General features: G+C 45.7%; 11 protein-coding genes. 5 read left to right on the top strand and 6 right to left on the bottom strand.

What is annotated here, in order from left to right:
* Positions 1 to 299 precede the first annotated feature (299 nt).
* Genes J3U64_RS06520 through J3U64_RS06510 form a run of 3 tightly spaced genes read right to left on the bottom strand, consistent with a single transcriptional unit; the run spans position 300 to position 7272 of the window.
* Positions 300 to 3545 (bottom strand): type I restriction endonuclease subunit R, encoded by a 3246-nt coding sequence (locus tag J3U64_RS06520; protein ID WP_267408678.1) that lies wholly within the window; start codon positions 3543 to 3545, stop codon positions 300 to 302.
* Positions 3542 to 4912 carry a restriction endonuclease subunit S gene (locus J3U64_RS06515; RefSeq protein ID WP_267408677.1) on the bottom strand — a complete coding sequence of 457 codons (1371 nt, stop codon included), beginning with the start codon at positions 4910 to 4912 and terminating at the stop codon, positions 3542 to 3544. Before J3U64_RS06515 ends, J3U64_RS06520 begins: the two co-directional genes overlap by 4 nt.
* Complete coding sequence (locus J3U64_RS06510; protein ID WP_267408676.1) at positions 4912 to 7272, bottom strand: type I restriction-modification system subunit M; 2361 nt, start codon at positions 7270 to 7272, stop codon at positions 4912 to 4914. Before J3U64_RS06510 ends, J3U64_RS06515 begins: the two co-directional genes overlap by 1 nt.
* A 1137-nt stretch (positions 7273 to 8409) precedes the next feature.
* Here J3U64_RS06510 and J3U64_RS06505 point away from each other — a divergent pair.
* Together J3U64_RS06505 and J3U64_RS06500 are read left to right on the top strand one after the other, a co-directional pair.
* Complete coding sequence (locus tag J3U64_RS06505) at positions 8410 to 9309, top strand: patatin-like phospholipase family protein (protein ID WP_267408675.1); 900 nt, start codon at positions 8410 to 8412, stop codon at positions 9307 to 9309.
* 25 nt (positions 9310 to 9334) lie between these two features.
* Positions 9335 to 10537 (top strand): CynX/NimT family MFS transporter, encoded by a 1203-nt coding sequence (locus J3U64_RS06500; RefSeq protein WP_267408674.1) that lies wholly within the window; start codon positions 9335 to 9337, stop codon positions 10535 to 10537.
* Positions 10538 to 10586: 49 nt separating this feature from the next.
* Here the strand turns inward: J3U64_RS06500 and J3U64_RS06495 are convergent, their stop codons facing one another.
* Entirely contained in the window at positions 10587 to 11330 is a 744-nt protein-coding gene (locus J3U64_RS06495; RefSeq protein WP_267408673.1) for a HesA/MoeB/ThiF family protein, read from the bottom strand.
* Between the two features lie 103 nt (positions 11331 to 11433).
* Here J3U64_RS06495 and J3U64_RS06490 point away from each other — a divergent pair, with 103 nt between their 5' ends.
* Positions 11434 to 12003 (top strand): L-threonylcarbamoyladenylate synthase, encoded by a 570-nt coding sequence (locus J3U64_RS06490; RefSeq protein WP_267408672.1) that lies wholly within the window; start codon positions 11434 to 11436, stop codon positions 12001 to 12003.
* A 98-nt stretch (positions 12004 to 12101) separates the two neighbouring features.
* On the opposite strand, the gene J3U64_RS06485 is transcribed toward J3U64_RS06490, so the two are convergent.
* Entirely contained in the window at positions 12102 to 12998 is an 897-nt protein-coding gene (locus J3U64_RS06485) for a polyprenyl synthetase family protein (protein ID WP_267408671.1), read from the bottom strand.
* Positions 12982 to 13209 carry an exodeoxyribonuclease VII small subunit gene (locus J3U64_RS06480; protein ID WP_100141044.1) on the bottom strand — a complete coding sequence of 76 codons (228 nt, stop codon included), beginning with the start codon at positions 13207 to 13209 and terminating at the stop codon, positions 12982 to 12984. The genes J3U64_RS06485 and J3U64_RS06480 overlap by 17 nt, the downstream gene beginning before the upstream one ends.
* Positions 13210 to 14102: 893 nt before the next feature.
* On the opposite strand from J3U64_RS06480, the gene J3U64_RS06475 reads away from it, so the two are divergent.
* The gene (locus J3U64_RS06475) at positions 14103 to 15977 is read left to right on the top strand and encodes a ribonuclease catalytic domain-containing protein (protein WP_267408670.1); all 1875 of its coding nucleotides are present in this window, start codon (positions 14103 to 14105) and stop codon (positions 15975 to 15977) included.
* A gap of 276 nt (positions 15978 to 16253) precedes the next feature.
* Positions 16254 to 17363, top strand: a complete 1110-nt coding sequence (gene dnaJ / locus J3U64_RS06470; RefSeq protein ID WP_100141046.1) for a molecular chaperone DnaJ — start codon at positions 16254 to 16256, stop codon at positions 17361 to 17363.
* Positions 17364 to 17667 lie beyond the last annotated feature (304 nt).

Here is a 17667-nt window from a genome sequence, read left to right as displayed (position 1 = left end):
CTTTCTTGTAAAGGCGGTAGCTGGTGCTGTTTACTTTTCCCAAAGGCAATGGTGGATGCCTGCAATAAGTTTAATTTCTTTTTTTAAGGCAAGGTTTTTTGCTGCATGAGCGAACGAGATATTATAAACAACACCATTCTGACAACACTTGCTATATAAATACTTTTTATACCGGAGTACATGTGCTGAGGCTTAGTTTGGCTCAAATATTCTCGCCTTAAGCTGAAAACTAAATTCGTTTAACGCGTGGTGTATCACAAGTGGATTTGGGATTTACCCTACTCTTTGATAAAAAAGCGTTAAATCCCTTTCAACATATCAAACACTACGCGAGCGAAGTTCTTTGCCAGTTCAGGATTAGAAAGGTATTGCATCATCATTTCCTTCTGGGCGTCATTGCTCTCCAACACGGCATTATCAATGGCTTTCGGGAAATCACCTAGCATCACCTGTTCTGGTGAGTTGTTCATAATCTGTGCCATTACAGTTTGGTTTTCTGACAGTTTATCGCGCACTGTGAAAGCATAATTAATCAAGTCTTTATCTGTTAGATTATCGGTGATAAAAAGCTCATTCAAACGTTTTAGAATATTTGACAGAAACTCTTCTTTTTTGTGTTTTGGTTTTGCCGTACCAATATCATTACTTGGATTGATTTTGCCATCTTCAGCATTTTTTTGTAGCTGTAAACTTTGCTGATAGAGCTTCGAAATACGATAATGGCTCATTTCAACGTTGCTTAAATCAATTTTATCATCTTCAATGCGCTGTTCACGCAGCAACGGACGCAGATGGCGGGCAAACAGACTCAGCTTTTCTAAGTCTTTATCATCGTAATCGACGATTTGGGACATAAACTCGTAAAAACGGACAAAACTGCCGAGATCTTTCTTTAAAATAAGCAGCTTACTTTTTTCTTGTTCGCATGCTTTGAAGGTGTTTTCTGCATTGGTAATCAGTACAACATCGCCGGTTTGCTTGGTGCGTTCAACATTTTTTTTGGCATCCTCATACGCCTCAACCGCCGAATTGAAGCGTTGCTGCCAGCGTTGCACAGCTGGTTTGCAGATATTGCTTAAGGCCGCAATGGGTAAATGATTGTTGAAAAATACTTTGCAGAATTGCTCTACTTCGCTCCATAGGAAAATGCCGCTGGTACGCAGCTTTGCAAACAAATCAAAGATGAGTTGTGGATTGCTAACATCCGTGAGTGTTGCTGTTTGGTAGTACGGCTGGAAAGCACCCAAAATATCTTCGGGCTGGTTGTAGAAATCAAGTACAAATATGTCTGATTCCGCTTTGCCTGGATAGGTGCGGTTTAACCGCGATAGCGTTTGTACGCATTCGACGCCACCCAGCTTTTTATCCACATACATGGCGCATAGCTTAGGCTGGTCAAAACCAGTTTGAAATTTGTTGGCTACCAGCATGACCTGGTAGTCTTCGGTATCAAACGCTTTGCGCATATCCCGGCCTTTTAAGCCTGGATTCATGCTGATTTCAGTAAACTTTTGATTTAGCGGTGCGAAGCTAATGTGGTCATCTTCGTGGAATTCTACTTCACCGGAAAACGCCACCATGGCTCTGATTTTATCGTATTTTTGCTCGGCAATGTATTTATCGAATGCCAGCTTGTAGCGCACTGCCGCTTTACGCGAACTGGTTACCACCATCGCTTTTGCCTGCCCACCCAGTAATTGCATCACATGTTTGCGGAAATGCTCTACTATCACTTTTACTTTCTGTGATACGTTATGCTCGTGAAGCAAGACCCATTGATTTAGTTTGATTTTGGCTTTTTTGCTGTCGACTTCTTGGTCTTCATCATCCAGCTTTTGCAGCAGCTTGTAGGCCACTTTGTAATTGATGTAGTTTTGCAGTACATCCAGAATAAAGCCTTCTTCGATGGCCTGACGCATGGAGTAAACGTGGAATGCTTGTGGCTTATTGGTTTTTGAAGCTGGTTCTTGCGGATTTGGTCGACGGCCAAACAACTCCAGCGTTTTGGCTTTAGGTGTGGCGGTAAAAGCGTAAAAGTTAAGGTTGTTGCTGCCTTTACGTGCGGCAATGGTGGCATCTAGAATATCTTCTGAAGATATCTCTACATCGTCATCCATTGCGTCGGTTATCAATACTTCTTTTAGCTGACGCGCTGTAGAGCCACTCTGTGATGAGTGTGCTTCATCGGCAATCACAGCATATTTGCGCTGCTTCAGGCTGACGCTGTTTTCAATCGCTTTTAAAACAAATGGAAAGGTTTGAATGGTGACAATAATGATTGGTTGCGAGTTTTCCAGTGCTCTTGCCAGCTTTTCCGATTTTGAACCGTCCCCTTCTTTGTTGTTGATGCGGCCGACCACACCATCCTGATGCTCAAACTGATAGATGGTATCCTGTAGCTGATCGTCAAGCACGGTACGATCCGTTACCACAATTACCGAATTAAACAGCTTTTCGCCATCTTCATCGTACAGGCGCGAAAGCTGATGGGCTGTCCAGGCGATAGAGTTTGATTTGCCCGACCCCGCACTGTGCTGAATCAGGTATTTATTGCCGGTACCTTCCACTGTGGCGGCGGTGATGAGTTTGTTTACGACGTCCCATTGATGATAGCGTGGGAAAATCAGGCTTTCGCTTTTGTATTTCCGGCCAATGGCGTCTTCTTTTTCAACGATTTGCAAATGCATAAAGCTGGCCAGAATTTTCAGCAGGTTGTCTGGCAACAGCACCTCATTCCACAGGTAGCTGGTGGCGTAGTCGTTGGTATTTTGCGGGCTATCGTTCCCCGCCCCGCCATCATGAGTGCCTTTGTTAAATGGCAGAAAGAAAGTTTCATCACCCGCGAGTTTGGTAGTCATAAATACTTCGTACTGGCTAACTGCAAAATGCACCAGTGCGCCGCGTTTGAAGGTGAGCAGTGGTTCAGACTTATTGGTACCAGAGTTGGGCAAACGCGTTTGTTTATACTGTGTAATGGCGTTTTGTACTGCCTGCTTAAATTCAGATTTCAGTTCCAGTGTTGCGATTGGCAAGCCATTAACAAACAATACCAAGTCAATACGCCATTTCTTGGCTTTGCCCTCCGTTTCTGCCAATGCCGCTTTTGACGCATGCGGGCTGTAAATCAGCTCCGGCACGATACGAAAGATATTTTGCTTGTAGCGCGTTAGTGTATCTGGGTTGAGGTTATGTTCTGGTTTAAACTGGCACAGAGAAAAACGCGCACTATGGTTTTTGATACCATGACGCAGCACGCCAAGTGTGCCGTAGGTGCGCGACTGCCTATCGGTAGCGTTGATATCCGCTTTTTTCAGCTGCGCCACCAGCGCATCGAGGAAATGACGTTCGGTATCGGTGGGATAAATGTTGGCAAACTTCTCCCATTCCTGTGGCTGCGTGGTCTGCACAAAGGACAGCGCATCTTGGGTATACAGTGCGCGTTCGCGATCGTAGCCATCCGTTTTGCCGCAAACCCAGCCATTTGCCTTCATTTGTGTAATGATATCTTTTTGAAAAATATGTTCTTTGGTGCAGTCCATGCTCATACAGCAGTCTCCTCTGGTTTCTCTGCTTTCTGTGTGTCTGGCGCAACCCAGTCGCGAACGTCGATTTTTCCGGTGACGGCGGAGGAGATTAGGGCGGTGCGGCGTTCCTGTAGTAACGCAACTTGGTTAACACTCAGTTCTTCAGACTTCTTTAATCTTCCTAGTTGCAGCTTTATAAATTTTAAAATTTCCACCCGTTCTTCAACTGGGGGAATTAGCAATGGAGTTTCTTTGATATTTGTTGATGAAATGGATGCAAGGTTCGTACTTTGCTTCGCTACTCGATAGAAGTGGAATTTTGCATAAGCAGCTCGAGTAAGTATATCTAGCCAATCTGATTCAATGTTTTGAGGGCGAATTGCAAAAACATGATTTTGATAAATACAATTATCAATTGACGCCGTCCAGACCGCACCACGGCCTAATTGGTCATTATCCCCACCCTCATTCATCAATACGTCACCATCGCGAAGCAAATATCGTTCAAGCTGGCTCGGTTCAATATCTATGGTATGTACATCTTCAAGATCGAGATAACCATCTTGGACGTTAGCTACACGAAGCATAGGAACTGAGATACTATTTTTACCTGTTAGATCTTTCCCTTTAGGTATTCCTGACTGCAGGTTTGCCGTATGTTTTAATCTGCGAACAATCCAATGTTCCGGAACTTCCCCCAACCATTCAATACCAGAATCTTTCATCGGCACATCAGGGTTTAGCCCTTTGGTGACAGCATGGCTAATCACTGCCTGACGTTTTTCTTTCAAAAGTTCAATCAGTTGCTGTTGCTTCTCAATGAGGTTATCGATTTTTGCGGTTTCGTGATCGAGGAAACGGTATATTTTTTCCTGTTCAGTCTTGTCCGGAAGCAGCAGCTCAATATTTCTAAACTCATAAGGATCCAGATCCCATTGATTGACTCGTATTCCCTTGGAACATCTCAGGTATTGAGTAACGTAAATCGGGTTGCGAAGTAAATAATGCACATACCTTGGATGTGTCACTTCAAAAAAAACATTGTTGGGTTCGTATACAAAATATGCCGGACTAACGATTCCTTCATACGTTGAAATTGCGATTGATCCTTGCCAAGCTTTCATCTTATTCATAACCATATCATTTGGCTTAACCAATTGATAGGGTGATAAATCCTCCGAAGGCTTATTATTATTATCATCTCTGCTTGATTTTGGTATTACACCATAATCGCGATATACGGAAAGCAATTCTTTCTCAGTATATCCGGTCCGTTTAACTCTAGAAAACAATTTGTGTATGGATATGGTTTTCCAGTGAGATGGTACCATTCCCAGCCACTCAACCCCAGAATCCTTATACTCGGGATACGCCTTATACTTAGCCATCAGGAATGTACCTCCTGCAGCAGCTTCATAATCTCGGCGCTGACCGCATCCAGATCGGCATCAATTTCCTCCAGTGGGCGCGGTGGCTGATAAACATAGAAATGGCGGTTAAACGGAATCTCGTAACCGACAATTCCCACTTCACCATCTTTCGCATCACGTTTATCGGCGTTGATCCACGCGTCATTCACATGCGGCAGCACTTCTGTTTTGAAGTAATTTTCAATCAGGTCGCTAGTGGATAAGGCTGGGTTCAGCGGCACGTTTTCGTTATCGCGCAGCTCGCCATCCTGCTCAAACTCAACAACCTTGTCTTTATATTCAAACGCACCGTACAGCGGCTGAGGGGCTTTTTTCAGCACTTTCTTGACCACTGGTTCGGCATCTGGGTTTTTGGTAGTGAAGGCATCGATAAATTGTTTGTTTTCTTTCGTATCCAGCTTCACGCCAGCGGTTTTGATGGCCTCTTTTAGGCTTAGCTGGAACTGGTTGAAGTCATTGCTCACCAGCGTTTTGCCACCCGATTGCGACCCTAAAGCTTCTTGAATTTTCTGTGCTTTTTTCATCAATGTGCGCTGCACCAGCCACAGTTTGCTGTCGAGCAGGTCTTTAATCTGCTTCTCTTTCAGCTCGGCAAATTCAGCTTTGATGATGGCGCGCGCATCGGCTTCCAGCTCCGAGAAATCGCCGTAGGTGTTGTCCTGCCACTGGGACGCGAACTCTTCATACAGGCGTTCCATCGGCGCGTTAAATGGTTTCGGTGCAAAGCGTAGGGTTGCAATTGCTTCATCCGTCACCTGAGCAGATATCCGCAGCGGGCGCTCAATGGTCAGGCGGCGGTAGCCAAAGTCGGTATTGTTAAAGATTTTACTGGCGAAGGTTTTCGGCGCTTCGGTTTTGGCGGTGGCAGGCTGGCGGCCACGGTTGGATTTTTGCTCCTTAGCTTTTTCCAAACCCAGTTCTTTTAGGGGGGTAGCAGTCACTACTTCAAAATTACCAAAGATTTGCGTAATTAGTTTGATATCATCTTCACGTATTAGGTTACGCTTTGAACCCAATGATTTACGCATTTTGCCGCACAGGTTGCTGCCATCAATTAGCTGTACTTTGCCTTTACGCTCAGGCGCTTTTTTGTTGGAGAGTATCCAGATGTAGGTGGCAATGCCAGTGTTGTAGAACATGTCTGTTGGCAATGCGATGATGCCTTCCAGCAAATCGGCTTCCAAAATGTAGCGACGGATTTCGCTTTCACCACTGCCCGCTCCACCGGTAAACAGTGGAGAGCCGTTAAGAATAATTCCGATACGGCTGCCGTGGCTGACGCTATCATCTACATTTTGGCTGTTGCGCATTTTGCTAATCAGGTGCAGTAGAAACAATAGCGAACCGTCGGAAACCCGCGGCAGGCCAGGGCCAAAGCGGCCGCTAAATCCTTTTTGTATATGCTCATCAATAATCTCGCCCTCTATTTTTTTCCAGTCTACGCCAAATGGCGGGTTAGAAAGCATATAGTCAAATTTATCCAGCAATAGCTGGTCGTTAGAGAGGGTGTTGCCCAGTTTAATTCGGCTGACATCCTGACCTTTAATGAGCATATCGCCTTTACAGATGGCGTAGGATTCTGGGTTTAGCTCTTGGCCAAAAGGACATAGGACAGCTTTAGGATTTAGCTCGTGCACATATTCCATACCGGCAGAGAGAAAACCACCTGTGCCGGCGGTTGGGTCGTAAATGGTGCGGATGATACCGTCCTTGACCAGCACTTCATCATCTTTCATTAATACCAGAGAGGTGGTTAAACGGACGATATCACGTGGGGTGAAGTGCTCACCGGCGGTTTCGTTTGAGCTTTCTGCAAAACGGCGGATCAACTCTTCGAATACTAGCCCCATTTCATAGTTGGATATCGCTTTTGGACTAAGGTCGGTAGTGGCAAATTTTTTCACTACTTTATACAGCAAGTTGGCATCTTCCAGCAGGCCGATAAACTCACTGAATTTAAAGTGATCGAAGATTTCACGCGCATCCGGTGAAAACGCCTGTACGTAGCTTTCTAGGTTGGCTTTGATGTCGTTCTGCCCCAATTTACCTAGATCCATCTTAGACGTATTGTAAAAAGTAAGTCCGCTGGCGTGCTGCAGAAGCATTTTTAAGCTTTCTTCCGGCAGTGTGTTGGTTTGAAATTCATCATATTTTGCCACCACTGCATCTTTCGTTTCTGCCAATACACACTCTAGGCGGCGCAGCAGGGTAAAGGGCAGGATCACGCGCCCGTACTGAGACTGCTTGAAATCTCCACGCAGTAAATCTGCCACCGACCAGATAAACGCAGCCGTTTGGGAAAAATTAGTGTTTGTCATGAATTCCTCGGAAAAGATTGCAGCCAGAGTACAAATGCGCACAGGCAAAAAATTTAATTCAGAATGCTGTAGGCGAGATGATACCTGCTCTGTGTGCCATCGCAAGCGATGCAAAACAAAGAAAGATACAGTAGGGATGGCATATGACAAAGATGTATGTACAAACCCCTTAGGCTGGACAGCAATATATAGTTGAGAAACCATAGCGCTGGTGATGGTTGCTCTGAGCCCAAAGATTAGATATAGATTGAATTTTACACTCGAACCAGAGTATTAAATGAATAAAAATGGTGATATTGTTTTAATGTCATTAATATGTTGGTGAGATGAGTTGGGCTGATTTTAATGAAGATGCATTTGATAAGCGGCTTCTAAGTTTTATTTTAAAATTGGGTGCTCAAATGAAAATAATTGCTTCTGTTTGTGTTGATGTTTGAGCAATAACAAAACGTGGCGTGATTCAAGGATAAACGGGGCAACATATCATTTTAGTAGTAAGTGTAAGGCGCAGTTTTTACAAATAGGATGTTAATCCTTTCGGTATCTGAATATTTTTATCTTTTTGTCATAATTAAGTGCTAGGTGACGCTGTGTAACCCTGTGTCGCATATTTGAACGTGTTTTTTCTTTTGAAAAGCTTCGTGTCCAAGTCACGAACTAATATTTGCTGTTACCACTGTATTCGTTCTGCTACCCAAGGTGATGAGTTGTATCGTATTGGTTCGCCTTTTGATTTCGGTTAACACAAGGCAATATTTTAGAACCGATGCATGATTAAACTAAGCTTCTTTTTCTGAAATTTCATTAAGCAGTTTCAAAGGACGATGACATTTGGTGTAGAACCGCTAATCGTTATTTGTGATTTCAACATTACTGACTCTAATTCAGCAGCCGTTGTCCCTGCAAAGCGGTAATTCGCTGTTTGATACGCCGGTTTGATTTTGTTTTATCTGGTGATAAAACGGAAGTTACTGACGGCGGTACAAATAGTGTGTTGTATAGTTGTTTTCAAAAAGAGCTGGTTAAATGCGGTTGAATAATATGTAGTTGGAATCAGCTTTTATTGTTTTGCGCCTATGTGTATTATGTATTTATTAATATTTATCTATTATTACATAAACATGGACATTATAAACCATGTGTAATGCGCAGCGGGAACCGTCTGGGATGCAGGTTGCTTTGGTTGTGGAGGGCGGCGGTATGCGTGCCGCTTTCAGCAGTGGGGTGACAGATGCTTTTTTGCAGGCAGACTTTAATCCGTTTACTTTGCTGGTTGGTGTATCTTCTGGTGCCAGTACGATTGCCAGCTATCTGTCTGGGCAAACCGGTCGTAATCTGGATGTGCTGATGAATCAGTCGTGCCAGAGGCCGTTTATCAGCTGGTCTCGTTTTATCCGTGGTGGTGATTTATTGGATATAGACTGGTTATGGCGAGTGGTACAGCAGGAAAATCCGCTCGACTGCGAACGTATGTTTGCACAGAAGCGTGATTTCAGAATTGTGCTTAGTAATGCTGTTACAGGGGAGGCACATTATGCTGAGGCTGAACCCAAAAATTTTTTAGATGTGCTGCGTGCTTCTAGCTCTATCCCTTTTATTATTCGTAAACCGGTACCCATCGGTAGTGAAATTTATTTTGACGGTGGTGTGGCTGATGCCTTGCCGGTGCGATGGGCGCTGTCGCAGCCGAATATCGGCGGTGTTGTTGTTATCCGTACACGTGCGCATGCTTATGTTAAGAAAGGTGGATTTGGTGATGCTTTGCTGGCACGGCGCTTGCCTGACAATGGGTTTGCTCGGGCTTTGCGTCAGCGGGTAAAGCATTATAATGCTACGCTGGCATGGATGCGCCGGCCTGAACACTCGCGGTATATTTTTGAAATCAATCCGCCGGAAAATAGCAAAATGGCTGGACGCCTGTGTCAGGATGCTAGCCGTTTGCGTTATAGTTATGCGGCTGGGCTGGAGTGTGGACAAAAATTTCTGCAGCAATGGCCGGTGTTTAAAGATTTCTTCAGCCTTAATGTACAGGATTAAGGGGAATGGGTAATTTGGTGAAGTAATGACAACAGATTCGACTGTATCGAAAACACAGCGTCGTCTTAGTCTTTTTGTGGCTATTCTGGCACTGGCTTTTGTTCTGCGTGGTCCGCTGACGGGTGTCGGACCTTTATTGCAGAATATTCAGGCACAGCTGCACATCAGTAGTACGCTGGCTGGTTTACTAACGACGGTGCCGCTGCTGACCTTTGGTTTGTTTTCTATTTTTATTCCTAGACTGGCAGCTCGGTTTGGTTCGGAGCAGATGGTATTTTTTGCTTTGTGGGTGCTGACGCTGGGGCTGGTGTTGCGTTGTGGCAGCGGGCTATTTTTGCTGCTGGCGGGTACAACTTTGCTTAGCTGTGCTATTGCTGTGGGTAATGTGCTGATTCCCAGTATGGTGAAACAGTATTTCCCGTTTAAGATGGGCTTGGTAACTGCATTATATGCCCTGATTATGAATGTGGGTGGTGCTGCCGGTTCGGCATTGAGTGCACCTTTAGCGCATAGTAACTTGTGGGGCTGGCGTGGCGCTTTGGTGGCGTGGGTATTGCCAGCTCTGGTAGCGATGGTGATCTGGTGGCTGCCTTTTAAAACAGCGAATGCCATTCCCAGAGCGGCTGTGCGTTCGCGGCCGGTAACGGTACATTTGTGGCGTAATCCGCTGGCGTGGCAGGTGACGCTGTTTATGGGATTTCAATCATTTCTGTTTTATTCCACGGTAAGCTGGCTGCCGCAGATTGTAGCTAAAGCCGGTGTGTCTGCTACTGAGGCCGGAGGCTGGCTTGGGCTGATGCAGTTGGTAATGGTGCCAACTAATCTGCTGATACCAATTTATGCGGCTAGATTAAAGCAGCAGAAGTGGATTGGCGCATTATGTGGGGTATCGCTGATACTGTCTGTGTTATTGCTGATGTCGCCATGGCGTAGCTGTTATTTTCCAGCCGTGCTGCTGCTGGGTCTCGGTATCAGTGGTGCTTTCTGTCTGAGTATGATGTTTTTCAGTCTGCGCAGTAGCAGTGTAACTGAGGGCGTATTGTTGTCTGGTATGGCACAGACCTGTGGATATTTGTTTGCTGCTGTAGGGCCGGTTTTGATGGGGGCGTTACACGACATCATGCATTCATGGTTTCCTGCGTTGGTGCTGATGTTTTTTGCTGCGCTGGTGATTACGGTATCCGGCTGGAAAGCTGGTCAGGATCGGAAGCTGGCTGATTTTCAATAATAGATAATTATCCACAAGTTTATCCACAGGAATTTGTGTATAAAGTTGGCTATCCGCATACCGGACAGTCTGGGTTTGGTGCCAGTTGTAAGCGTTGCCATTGAAAGCGTTGTGCATCAAAGCAGTGCAGCCAGCAGCCGGTAGGTTGGATACCGGTGATGAGCTTTAATGCTTCGCCAGCCTGCGCGGCGCCCATGACACCGAGTAAGGGAGCAAATACGCCGTTTTTGGCACAACTGGCACCTTCATCATTCATTTCACCTTCAAACAGGCACTGATAACAGGGGCCATGGCCGTCGCGAAAATCATATACTGCCAGCTGACCGGAAAATATCAGTGCTGAGGCCGAAACCAGTGGTTTATGGGCTGTAAAACAAGCCTGATTAATTAGACGGCGGCTGGCAAAGTTGTCGGTGCAATCAAGCACTATGTCTGTATCCTGTACCAGCCTGTGCAGCAGAGTAGCATCTGCTCTGGCAACAACGGGATGCAGTTGTGTGTGTGAATGATGAGCCTGTAAGCGTTGGCATAAGACGCTGGCTTTATCTGCGCCTATATCGGAATCGTTAAACCAATACTGCCGTTGCAGATTGCTGATATCAATGCTGTCGTTGTCCACTACGGTGATATGCCCTACGCCGCTGGACACCAGATAGGTAAGCGCCGGATGTGCTAAGCCACCTGCTCCGATTATCAGTACGCGTGCACTGAGAATGGCCTTCTGTCCGGCTATGTCCAGTTTATCCAGTAAGATATGGCGGCTGTAACGCAGTAGTTGTTCATCGGTAATCATGGGAGCCTCGTTTGATTGAATGATGGTGGCCGAAGATGCAGTAGTAGTGTGGATGGTTGTGCCCTGCTATTATAAGGGCTTAGCTATATTTCTCTGAATACTTATGCACCATCGTGTCCGGCCGGCCGGTCGATTTTTACATCATCTGCAAGCGTTTCTGCACAAGGGCGGCTTGATTGCCTATCCGGCGGAAGGCAGTTACGGGCTTGGCTGTTTGCCTGATTATGCTCCGGCGTTACGCCGGCTGATTGCGCTAAAAAAAAGGGCTCAGCATAAGGGGCTGATTGTGATTGGTGCTGATTTTGCACAATTGCGGCCTTTGTTGGCACCTGTGTCTGCAGCTGAATCTAAAGCTATTATGCGCGAATGGCCAGCACCTAAAACTTTGTTGTTACCAGCACGGCAGCGAGTTCTGCCTTTGCTGCGGGGGCGTGGTCGACACAATCTGGCGGTACGTATTCCTGATCTGGCTACGGCACGGTTTCTGTGCAAAGCAGCCGGTACGGCACTGGTCTCCACTTCATGCAATCGGGCTGGTAAAAAAGCCTGTAAAACGGAGCGTGAGGTTAGACGTCAGTTTGGGCGTCAGGTGTTGATTCTTGGCGGACGAACCGGTGGTCGCCGGCAACCCAGCCAGATTATTGACTGGGCGTCAGGTAAACGGCTGCGTTGATTGCCGGTCTTTTTGTGAATCGTTGATAGCGTTTACTGGGGCAGAAATTTTAGTATCTGTTATCAAAATTCACGCGGGTTTGTGCGGTGATGATGTTGCTAATGATTGCGGGCAATGACAAATTGAGCCAGCTCGCGCAGATGCTCAGCGCGATGGTCAAAACCAGCCAGTGCTTCCAAAGCCTTTTGTACTAAATTTTCAGCATATCGGCGCGCTGAAGCCAGACCCAGCAGGCTGACATAGGTGGGTTTATTGGCCTGCGCATCCTTTCCGGCTGTTTTTCCCAGAACGCCGCTATCCTGTTCACAATCGAGTACATCATCTATTACTTGAAAAGCCAAACCCAAATGACCAGCATAGGCATCAAGAGCGATAAGTTGGTGCTGTTCTATATCGTTACAGCAGAGTCCGCCAAGGGCTACGGCTGACCGGATTAGTGCACCGGTTTTGAGCTGATGCATATGCTCAAGTTCATTTTGATTCAGGCTTTTACCAACGCAGGCCAGATCAATGGCTTGTCCTCCAGCCATGCCACTACAGCCGGCGGCCTGAGCCAGTGTCTGTACCATTTGCAGCTGACGCTCGGGTGAGAGTGTGGTGGGCCGGCTGAGTAGGCAGAATGCCATGCTTTGCAGCGCGTCGCCAACCAGTAAAGCGGTGGCTGGTGTGTAGCGAATGTGGCAGGCAGCTTTGCCGTGACGCAAGCTGTCGTTGTCCATTTCGGGCATATCGTCGTGTACCAGTGAATAAATGTGGATACATTCGATTGCGGCAATGGCGTTATCCACAGCCTCTGCTATGTTGTTTCCCAGCTCGGCAGCAGCGAAAACCAGCATCGGACGCAAGCGCTTGCCGCCATCCAGCGCAGCATAGCGCATGGCATCAATCAGGGGTGCCGGTAGCTCATCAGATAAGGGCAATAGGCGATTTAGGGTTTGTTCGGTATGGTTTTGTACCTGTTGTTGCCAGTGGGCAAAGTTACTCCCCTGCTTCAAGTTTCAGCTCCTTCAATTCGCCGTTGTCCAATACCTGTAGTTTTTGTTCGACTTCGGCCAGTTTTTGCTGGCAGTATTGCACCAATTCCTGACCATACTCGTAAGCGGTTAACGCTTCTTCTAATGGCAGATCATTGTTTTGCATTGATTCGGTAATTTTTTCCAGTTGCTGGATGGCTTCTTCATAGCTCTTGGGTGTGATTTTCTTCATCATATGGGGTCTTTAGACATTATCGGGAATATTGTAACACTGGCTGTGGTGCTCTTGCTGTGGATATGCTTAGTGGTCGGCTGAATAGCAGTAGGGTTGAAGTTTTGTCGTGTAATGCGACTGCGGGTAGATTATGTTTCTGAGCTGTGAATTGCTGTTAATAATACTGATAATTTTTTGTTAACTTTTTTCTGATTAATAAGTGGTAAGGTGTGGTTGTCTGGCTGTGATTCATGGATGCTTTAAATCATGGATTGAATATACTGAAGAATGTGTTTTGTATGAATTCGAATATTCTGCTCATAAATTTTATTTATATATTCATAAATTCTATCAGCCATAAGCTTTAAAGGTGGTTGAAAATAGGGAAACGAGCTGAATGAAGGAATGGGTGTAAAGTATGGCACGTAGTATTTATTTTAATAGCATAAATATGTCTGGCACACTAAGACTGGGCAGCTCGGATAGAGTATTTCAGCGTTTTTAAAGATGAATATTGTGTAGATTATTTATATGGAATTATATAATTTTTATTTGTTTTGATGAAATTTGTTTGCTGGAATGTGTTTTTTTGCTGTTTATTTTACTGGTTTTAAAGCATAATATTGTTTAAGGCATAATTATGTTGTGCTAACTTGGGGTGATTGTTTTATTTAAAAATTAAAACATGGAACTATTTAATTTGTATGTTTTGATAATTAAATTTATGTATAACAGAAATGCCTGAGGGGGAGTATTGGCGGGCTATTCATGCTGATATGTCTATAGGTTAATACTATGGTGGTTTCTGTGTAAGCTGGATGTCAGTCTATTTGTTTATAATCGAATAAATGCTGTGTTCTGAATCGTTTTTACAGGTTGCTTGGGTAGTTTCTTAGGTTTAAGTAGGCGTTATGGGTAAACATATTTTTTATGAGGAGTCCGGTCAGTTTAAAGTAGCCGAAGTGGTTCAGGAAAATGAGGCTACTTTTCTGGTGAATACACAGCATGGCAAACGGGCAAAAATTAAATCCAGCCATGTTTTTTTGGTGTTTGAGGGTGATGCTGCGCAGTTTTTACAGCAGGCCAGTGCTGCCGCCGCCGGTATTGATATCGGCCTGTTGTGGGAAGCTGTGGGGGTGGAAGCTGAATTTACGGCAGCCGAGGCTGCTTCTGAATATTTCGGTAGTAATAGTGGTCAGGTTGAACTTGCTGCGGTTTTAATGGCGCTCTATGCGGCACCTATGTACTTTTATAAGAAGAATAAAGGGGTGTTTAAGGCTGCACCGGCAGAAACTTTGCAGCAGGCTTTGGTGGCGATTGAACGGCGCAAACAGCAGGAAGAACAAATTAATAGCTGGATTGAAGAGTTGCTTGCTGGACGCCTACCTGCTGCTATTGCTGCTGATGCAAAGATGATTTTGCACGCGCCTGATAAGCAAAGTTTGAGTTATAAGGCGGTGATAAAAGCCGCTGAGCAGAAAAAAATATCTTTGTTTGCGCTGATGCAGAGTGTAGGTGCTGTGCCTGCGCTGCCGGACTACTTTCTGGATGGTTTTCTACTTGCCGAGTTTCCTCATGGGGTGGCATGCGGAGATTATCCGTTGCCGGATATTGGCAATTTACCTGTTGCTGATGAGGCGGTGCGGGCATTTTCGATTGATGATGCGGATACTAGTGAGGTAGATGATGCGTTTAGTGTACGTGATCTACCCAATGGTAATAAGCTGGTGGGTATTCACATTGCTGCACCTTCCTTGGCCATTGATGCTGATTCGGCGCTGGAAAAGCTGATATTTGAACGCCTAAGTACGGTTTATTATCCGGGCGGAAAAATCACGATGCTGCCGGATAACTGGGTAGCTGCTTTTAGTTTGGATGAGGGTGATAGCCGGCCGGCTATCAGTCTATATGCTGAAGTGAATCCTCAGTTTGAGATTGTGCATTGTAAATCGTGTATTGAGTCGGTTTATGTAGATCGTAATTTACGTATTGAACATATTGAGCAGGCCTTTCAGCCGCAACAGATGCGCACAGATGATGAGATTTTTCCGCATCAGCAAGAAATGAACTGGCTGTATGATTTTGCCGTGGCCAGAATGCAGGCACGCGGAAAATATGATCCGGCTCGCCCGTCTCAGTATGATTACGGTATTAAGTTGGAAGCGGGTAATCAGGTGCGTATCTGTGTGCGCGAGCGAGGTGCGCCAATTGATATGCTGGTAAGTGAGCTGATGATTTTTGCCAACAGTACTTGGGCTCAGATGCTGGATGCTGCGGATATGGCGGGTTTGTTTCGTGTTCAGCCTACGGGACGGGTAAGGATGAGTACGCATTCTGAGCCGCATATTGGTCTGGGACTGAAACATTATGCATGGTTTACATCACCGCTGCGTCGCGCTACTGATTATATTAATCAAAAACAGCTGATTAGTTTGCTTGACCCGCATGCTTCTCCCCGCTTTGAGCCGCAGGATGCGATGTTGTTTGCGGTATTGCGGGATTTTGAATCTACTTATGCTACCTATAATGATTTTCAGCGCCATATGGAGGCATACTGGAGTCTGATTTATATTCAGCAGGAGCGTTTGCAGGAATTGAATGCACAGTTAATCCGCGATGATTTGGTGCGGATAGAGGGTTTGCCGCTGGTTAGCAGAGTCAGCGGGATACCTGTTGATGCTTTGCCTAAAAGCAGGATGAAAGTAGCGATAACTGGTGTAGACCTTGTGCAAGTGAGTGTGGGACTAAATTATATCAATGCTTTGTTGCCCCAGAATGGTGTCTGAGGGGGTAAATGAGTTTTGTATCGAGCCGATTCAGCTATTGGATGCGGATACAGATGCCGATTGGTTTAGATTATTCGCAATCGTTGTTATGGTGTTTGTCTGTGCTTGTTGGTGCCGGCGTTAACCGGCCTTTTTGCTTCAGCCGGAATTAACTTTGTTTTAATATCTTGTTTTTATAGATGCAGCCCATATATGGGCTGCATTTCTATTATCCGGTTTTTTTCAGGCAACCTGTTGTACTGGTACAGTCTGCCGGAAAACCTTTGGAATAAAATTATGACTGAAGTAGATTTTTATGAAGTGCTGGGTGTAACCCGTACTGCAGGGGATGAGGAAATCAAAAAGGCTTATCGCAAGCTGGCTATGAAATACCATCCCGACCGTAATCAGGGCGATAAGGGTGCGGAAGAAAAATTCAAGGAAGTACAGCGCGCTTATGAAGTTTTGTCTGATTCACAAAAACGTGCGGCATATGATCAGTTTGGACATGCCGGCGTAGATGGTAATATGGGTGGCGGCGGAGGATTTTCCGGCGGTTTTGATTTTGGTGATATTTTCAGCCAGATGTTTGGTGGCAGTGCCGGTGGTAGGCAGCAGCAGAATCATCAGGGTGCTGATCTGCAATATCATGTGGAAATCACGCTGGAAGAAGCTGCGCGCGGTATTAAGAAAAAAATTACCATACCTACGCATGAGGAATGTGATGTCTGCCATGGCAGTGGAGCTAAGGCGGGTACTTCTGCTACTACTTGCAGTATGTGTGGCGGCAGTGGTGTGGTGCATGTACGGCAGGCAATTTTTCAGCTACAGCAAACCTGTCCAACTTGTCATGGCAGTGGTAAGCAGATTAAAGACCCGTGTGTTAAATGCCATGGTGAAGGTCTGGTTAAAACACGTAAGACGGTGGAGGTATCTATTCCGGCCGGTATTGATGATGGCCAGCGTATTCGTCTGAGTGGTGAGGGTGAGCCGGGTAAGCATGGTGCTGCGGCTGGTGATTTGTATGTGCTGGTGAATGTGCGTCCCCATCCGGTATTTGAACGTGATGGTATGGACTTGCATTGTGAGCTGCCGATTAGCTTTACGATTGCGGCGCTTGGCGGAGAGGTGGAAGTGCCAACGCTGGATGGTAAGGTTAAGCTGAATATTCCAAAAGAAACGCAAACAGGCCGCCGTATGCGTGTACGTGGTAAAGGCATTAAATCTGTACGTTCGGCCGCTGTGGGTGATTTGTATTGTCACATTGTGGTAGAAACGCCGGTAAATCTGACAGATAGGCAGCGTGAATTGCTGGAAGAGTTTGAGAAGATTTCTACTGGTATGGACCGCGCACAGACCCCACGGCAGAAGTCGTTTATGGACAAGCTGCGTGACCTGTTTGAATAAGCTGTGATGAAAGAATGGTTTAGAAAAGTATAGTCCAGAAAGATAAATAATCAACATTGGTTATGCAACGTTAAAGCCCGCTGATGGTATGAAATCAGCGGGCTTTTGTTGTATTTGGTCAAGAATTAGGCTGTTTAAGGCTGAACCGGTAGGCAGTATGCTTTAATTTGAGTGATGTCGTTTTCTTGTTCGGGAAAAAGGTTAGTCGATGTTTGGCCGGTTTAAAGTTTGCTAAATACTCGGATTATGGCTGGTATGAAGAGCCAAAGCTGATTAAGCTGAATCTCAACAGGCAATCTGTTTG

This window comes from Snodgrassella sp. B3800 (genome assembly GCF_026535865.1).
Classification (GTDB): Bacteria; Pseudomonadota; Gammaproteobacteria; order Burkholderiales; family Neisseriaceae; genus Snodgrassella; species Snodgrassella alvi_E.
The sequence above is the reverse complement of the archived record's forward strand: the minus strand, read 5'-3'. Positions and strand labels throughout refer to the sequence as shown.

Excerpts from the sequence above, each read along its gene's own strand:
- J3U64_RS06520 (WP_267408678.1), bottom strand. The coding sequence starts at position 3,545 with ATGAGCATGGACTGCACCAAAGAACATATTTTTCAAAAAGATATCATT.
- J3U64_RS06515 (WP_267408677.1), bottom strand. The coding sequence starts at position 4,912 with ATGGCTAAGTATAAGGCGTATCCCGAGTATAAGGATTCTGGGGTTGAG.
- J3U64_RS06510 (WP_267408676.1), bottom strand. The coding sequence starts at position 7,272 with ATGACAAACACTAATTTTTCCCAAACGGCTGCGTTTATCTGGTCGGTG.
- J3U64_RS06505 (WP_267408675.1), top strand. The coding sequence starts at position 8,410 with ATGTGTAATGCGCAGCGGGAACCGTCTGGGATGCAGGTTGCTTTGGTT.
- J3U64_RS06500 (WP_267408674.1), top strand. The coding sequence starts at position 9,335 with ATGACAACAGATTCGACTGTATCGAAAACACAGCGTCGTCTTAGTCTT.
- J3U64_RS06495 (WP_267408673.1), bottom strand. The coding sequence starts at position 11,330 with ATGATTACCGATGAACAACTACTGCGTTACAGCCGCCATATCTTACTG.
- J3U64_RS06490 (WP_267408672.1), top strand. The coding sequence starts at position 11,434 with ATGCACCATCGTGTCCGGCCGGCCGGTCGATTTTTACATCATCTGCAA.
- J3U64_RS06480 (WP_100141044.1), bottom strand. The coding sequence starts at position 13,209 with ATGAAGAAAATCACACCCAAGAGCTATGAAGAAGCCATCCAGCAACTG.
- J3U64_RS06475 (WP_267408670.1), top strand. The coding sequence starts at position 14,103 with ATGGGTAAACATATTTTTTATGAGGAGTCCGGTCAGTTTAAAGTAGCC.
- dnaJ (WP_100141046.1), top strand. The coding sequence starts at position 16,254 with ATGACTGAAGTAGATTTTTATGAAGTGCTGGGTGTAACCCGTACTGCA.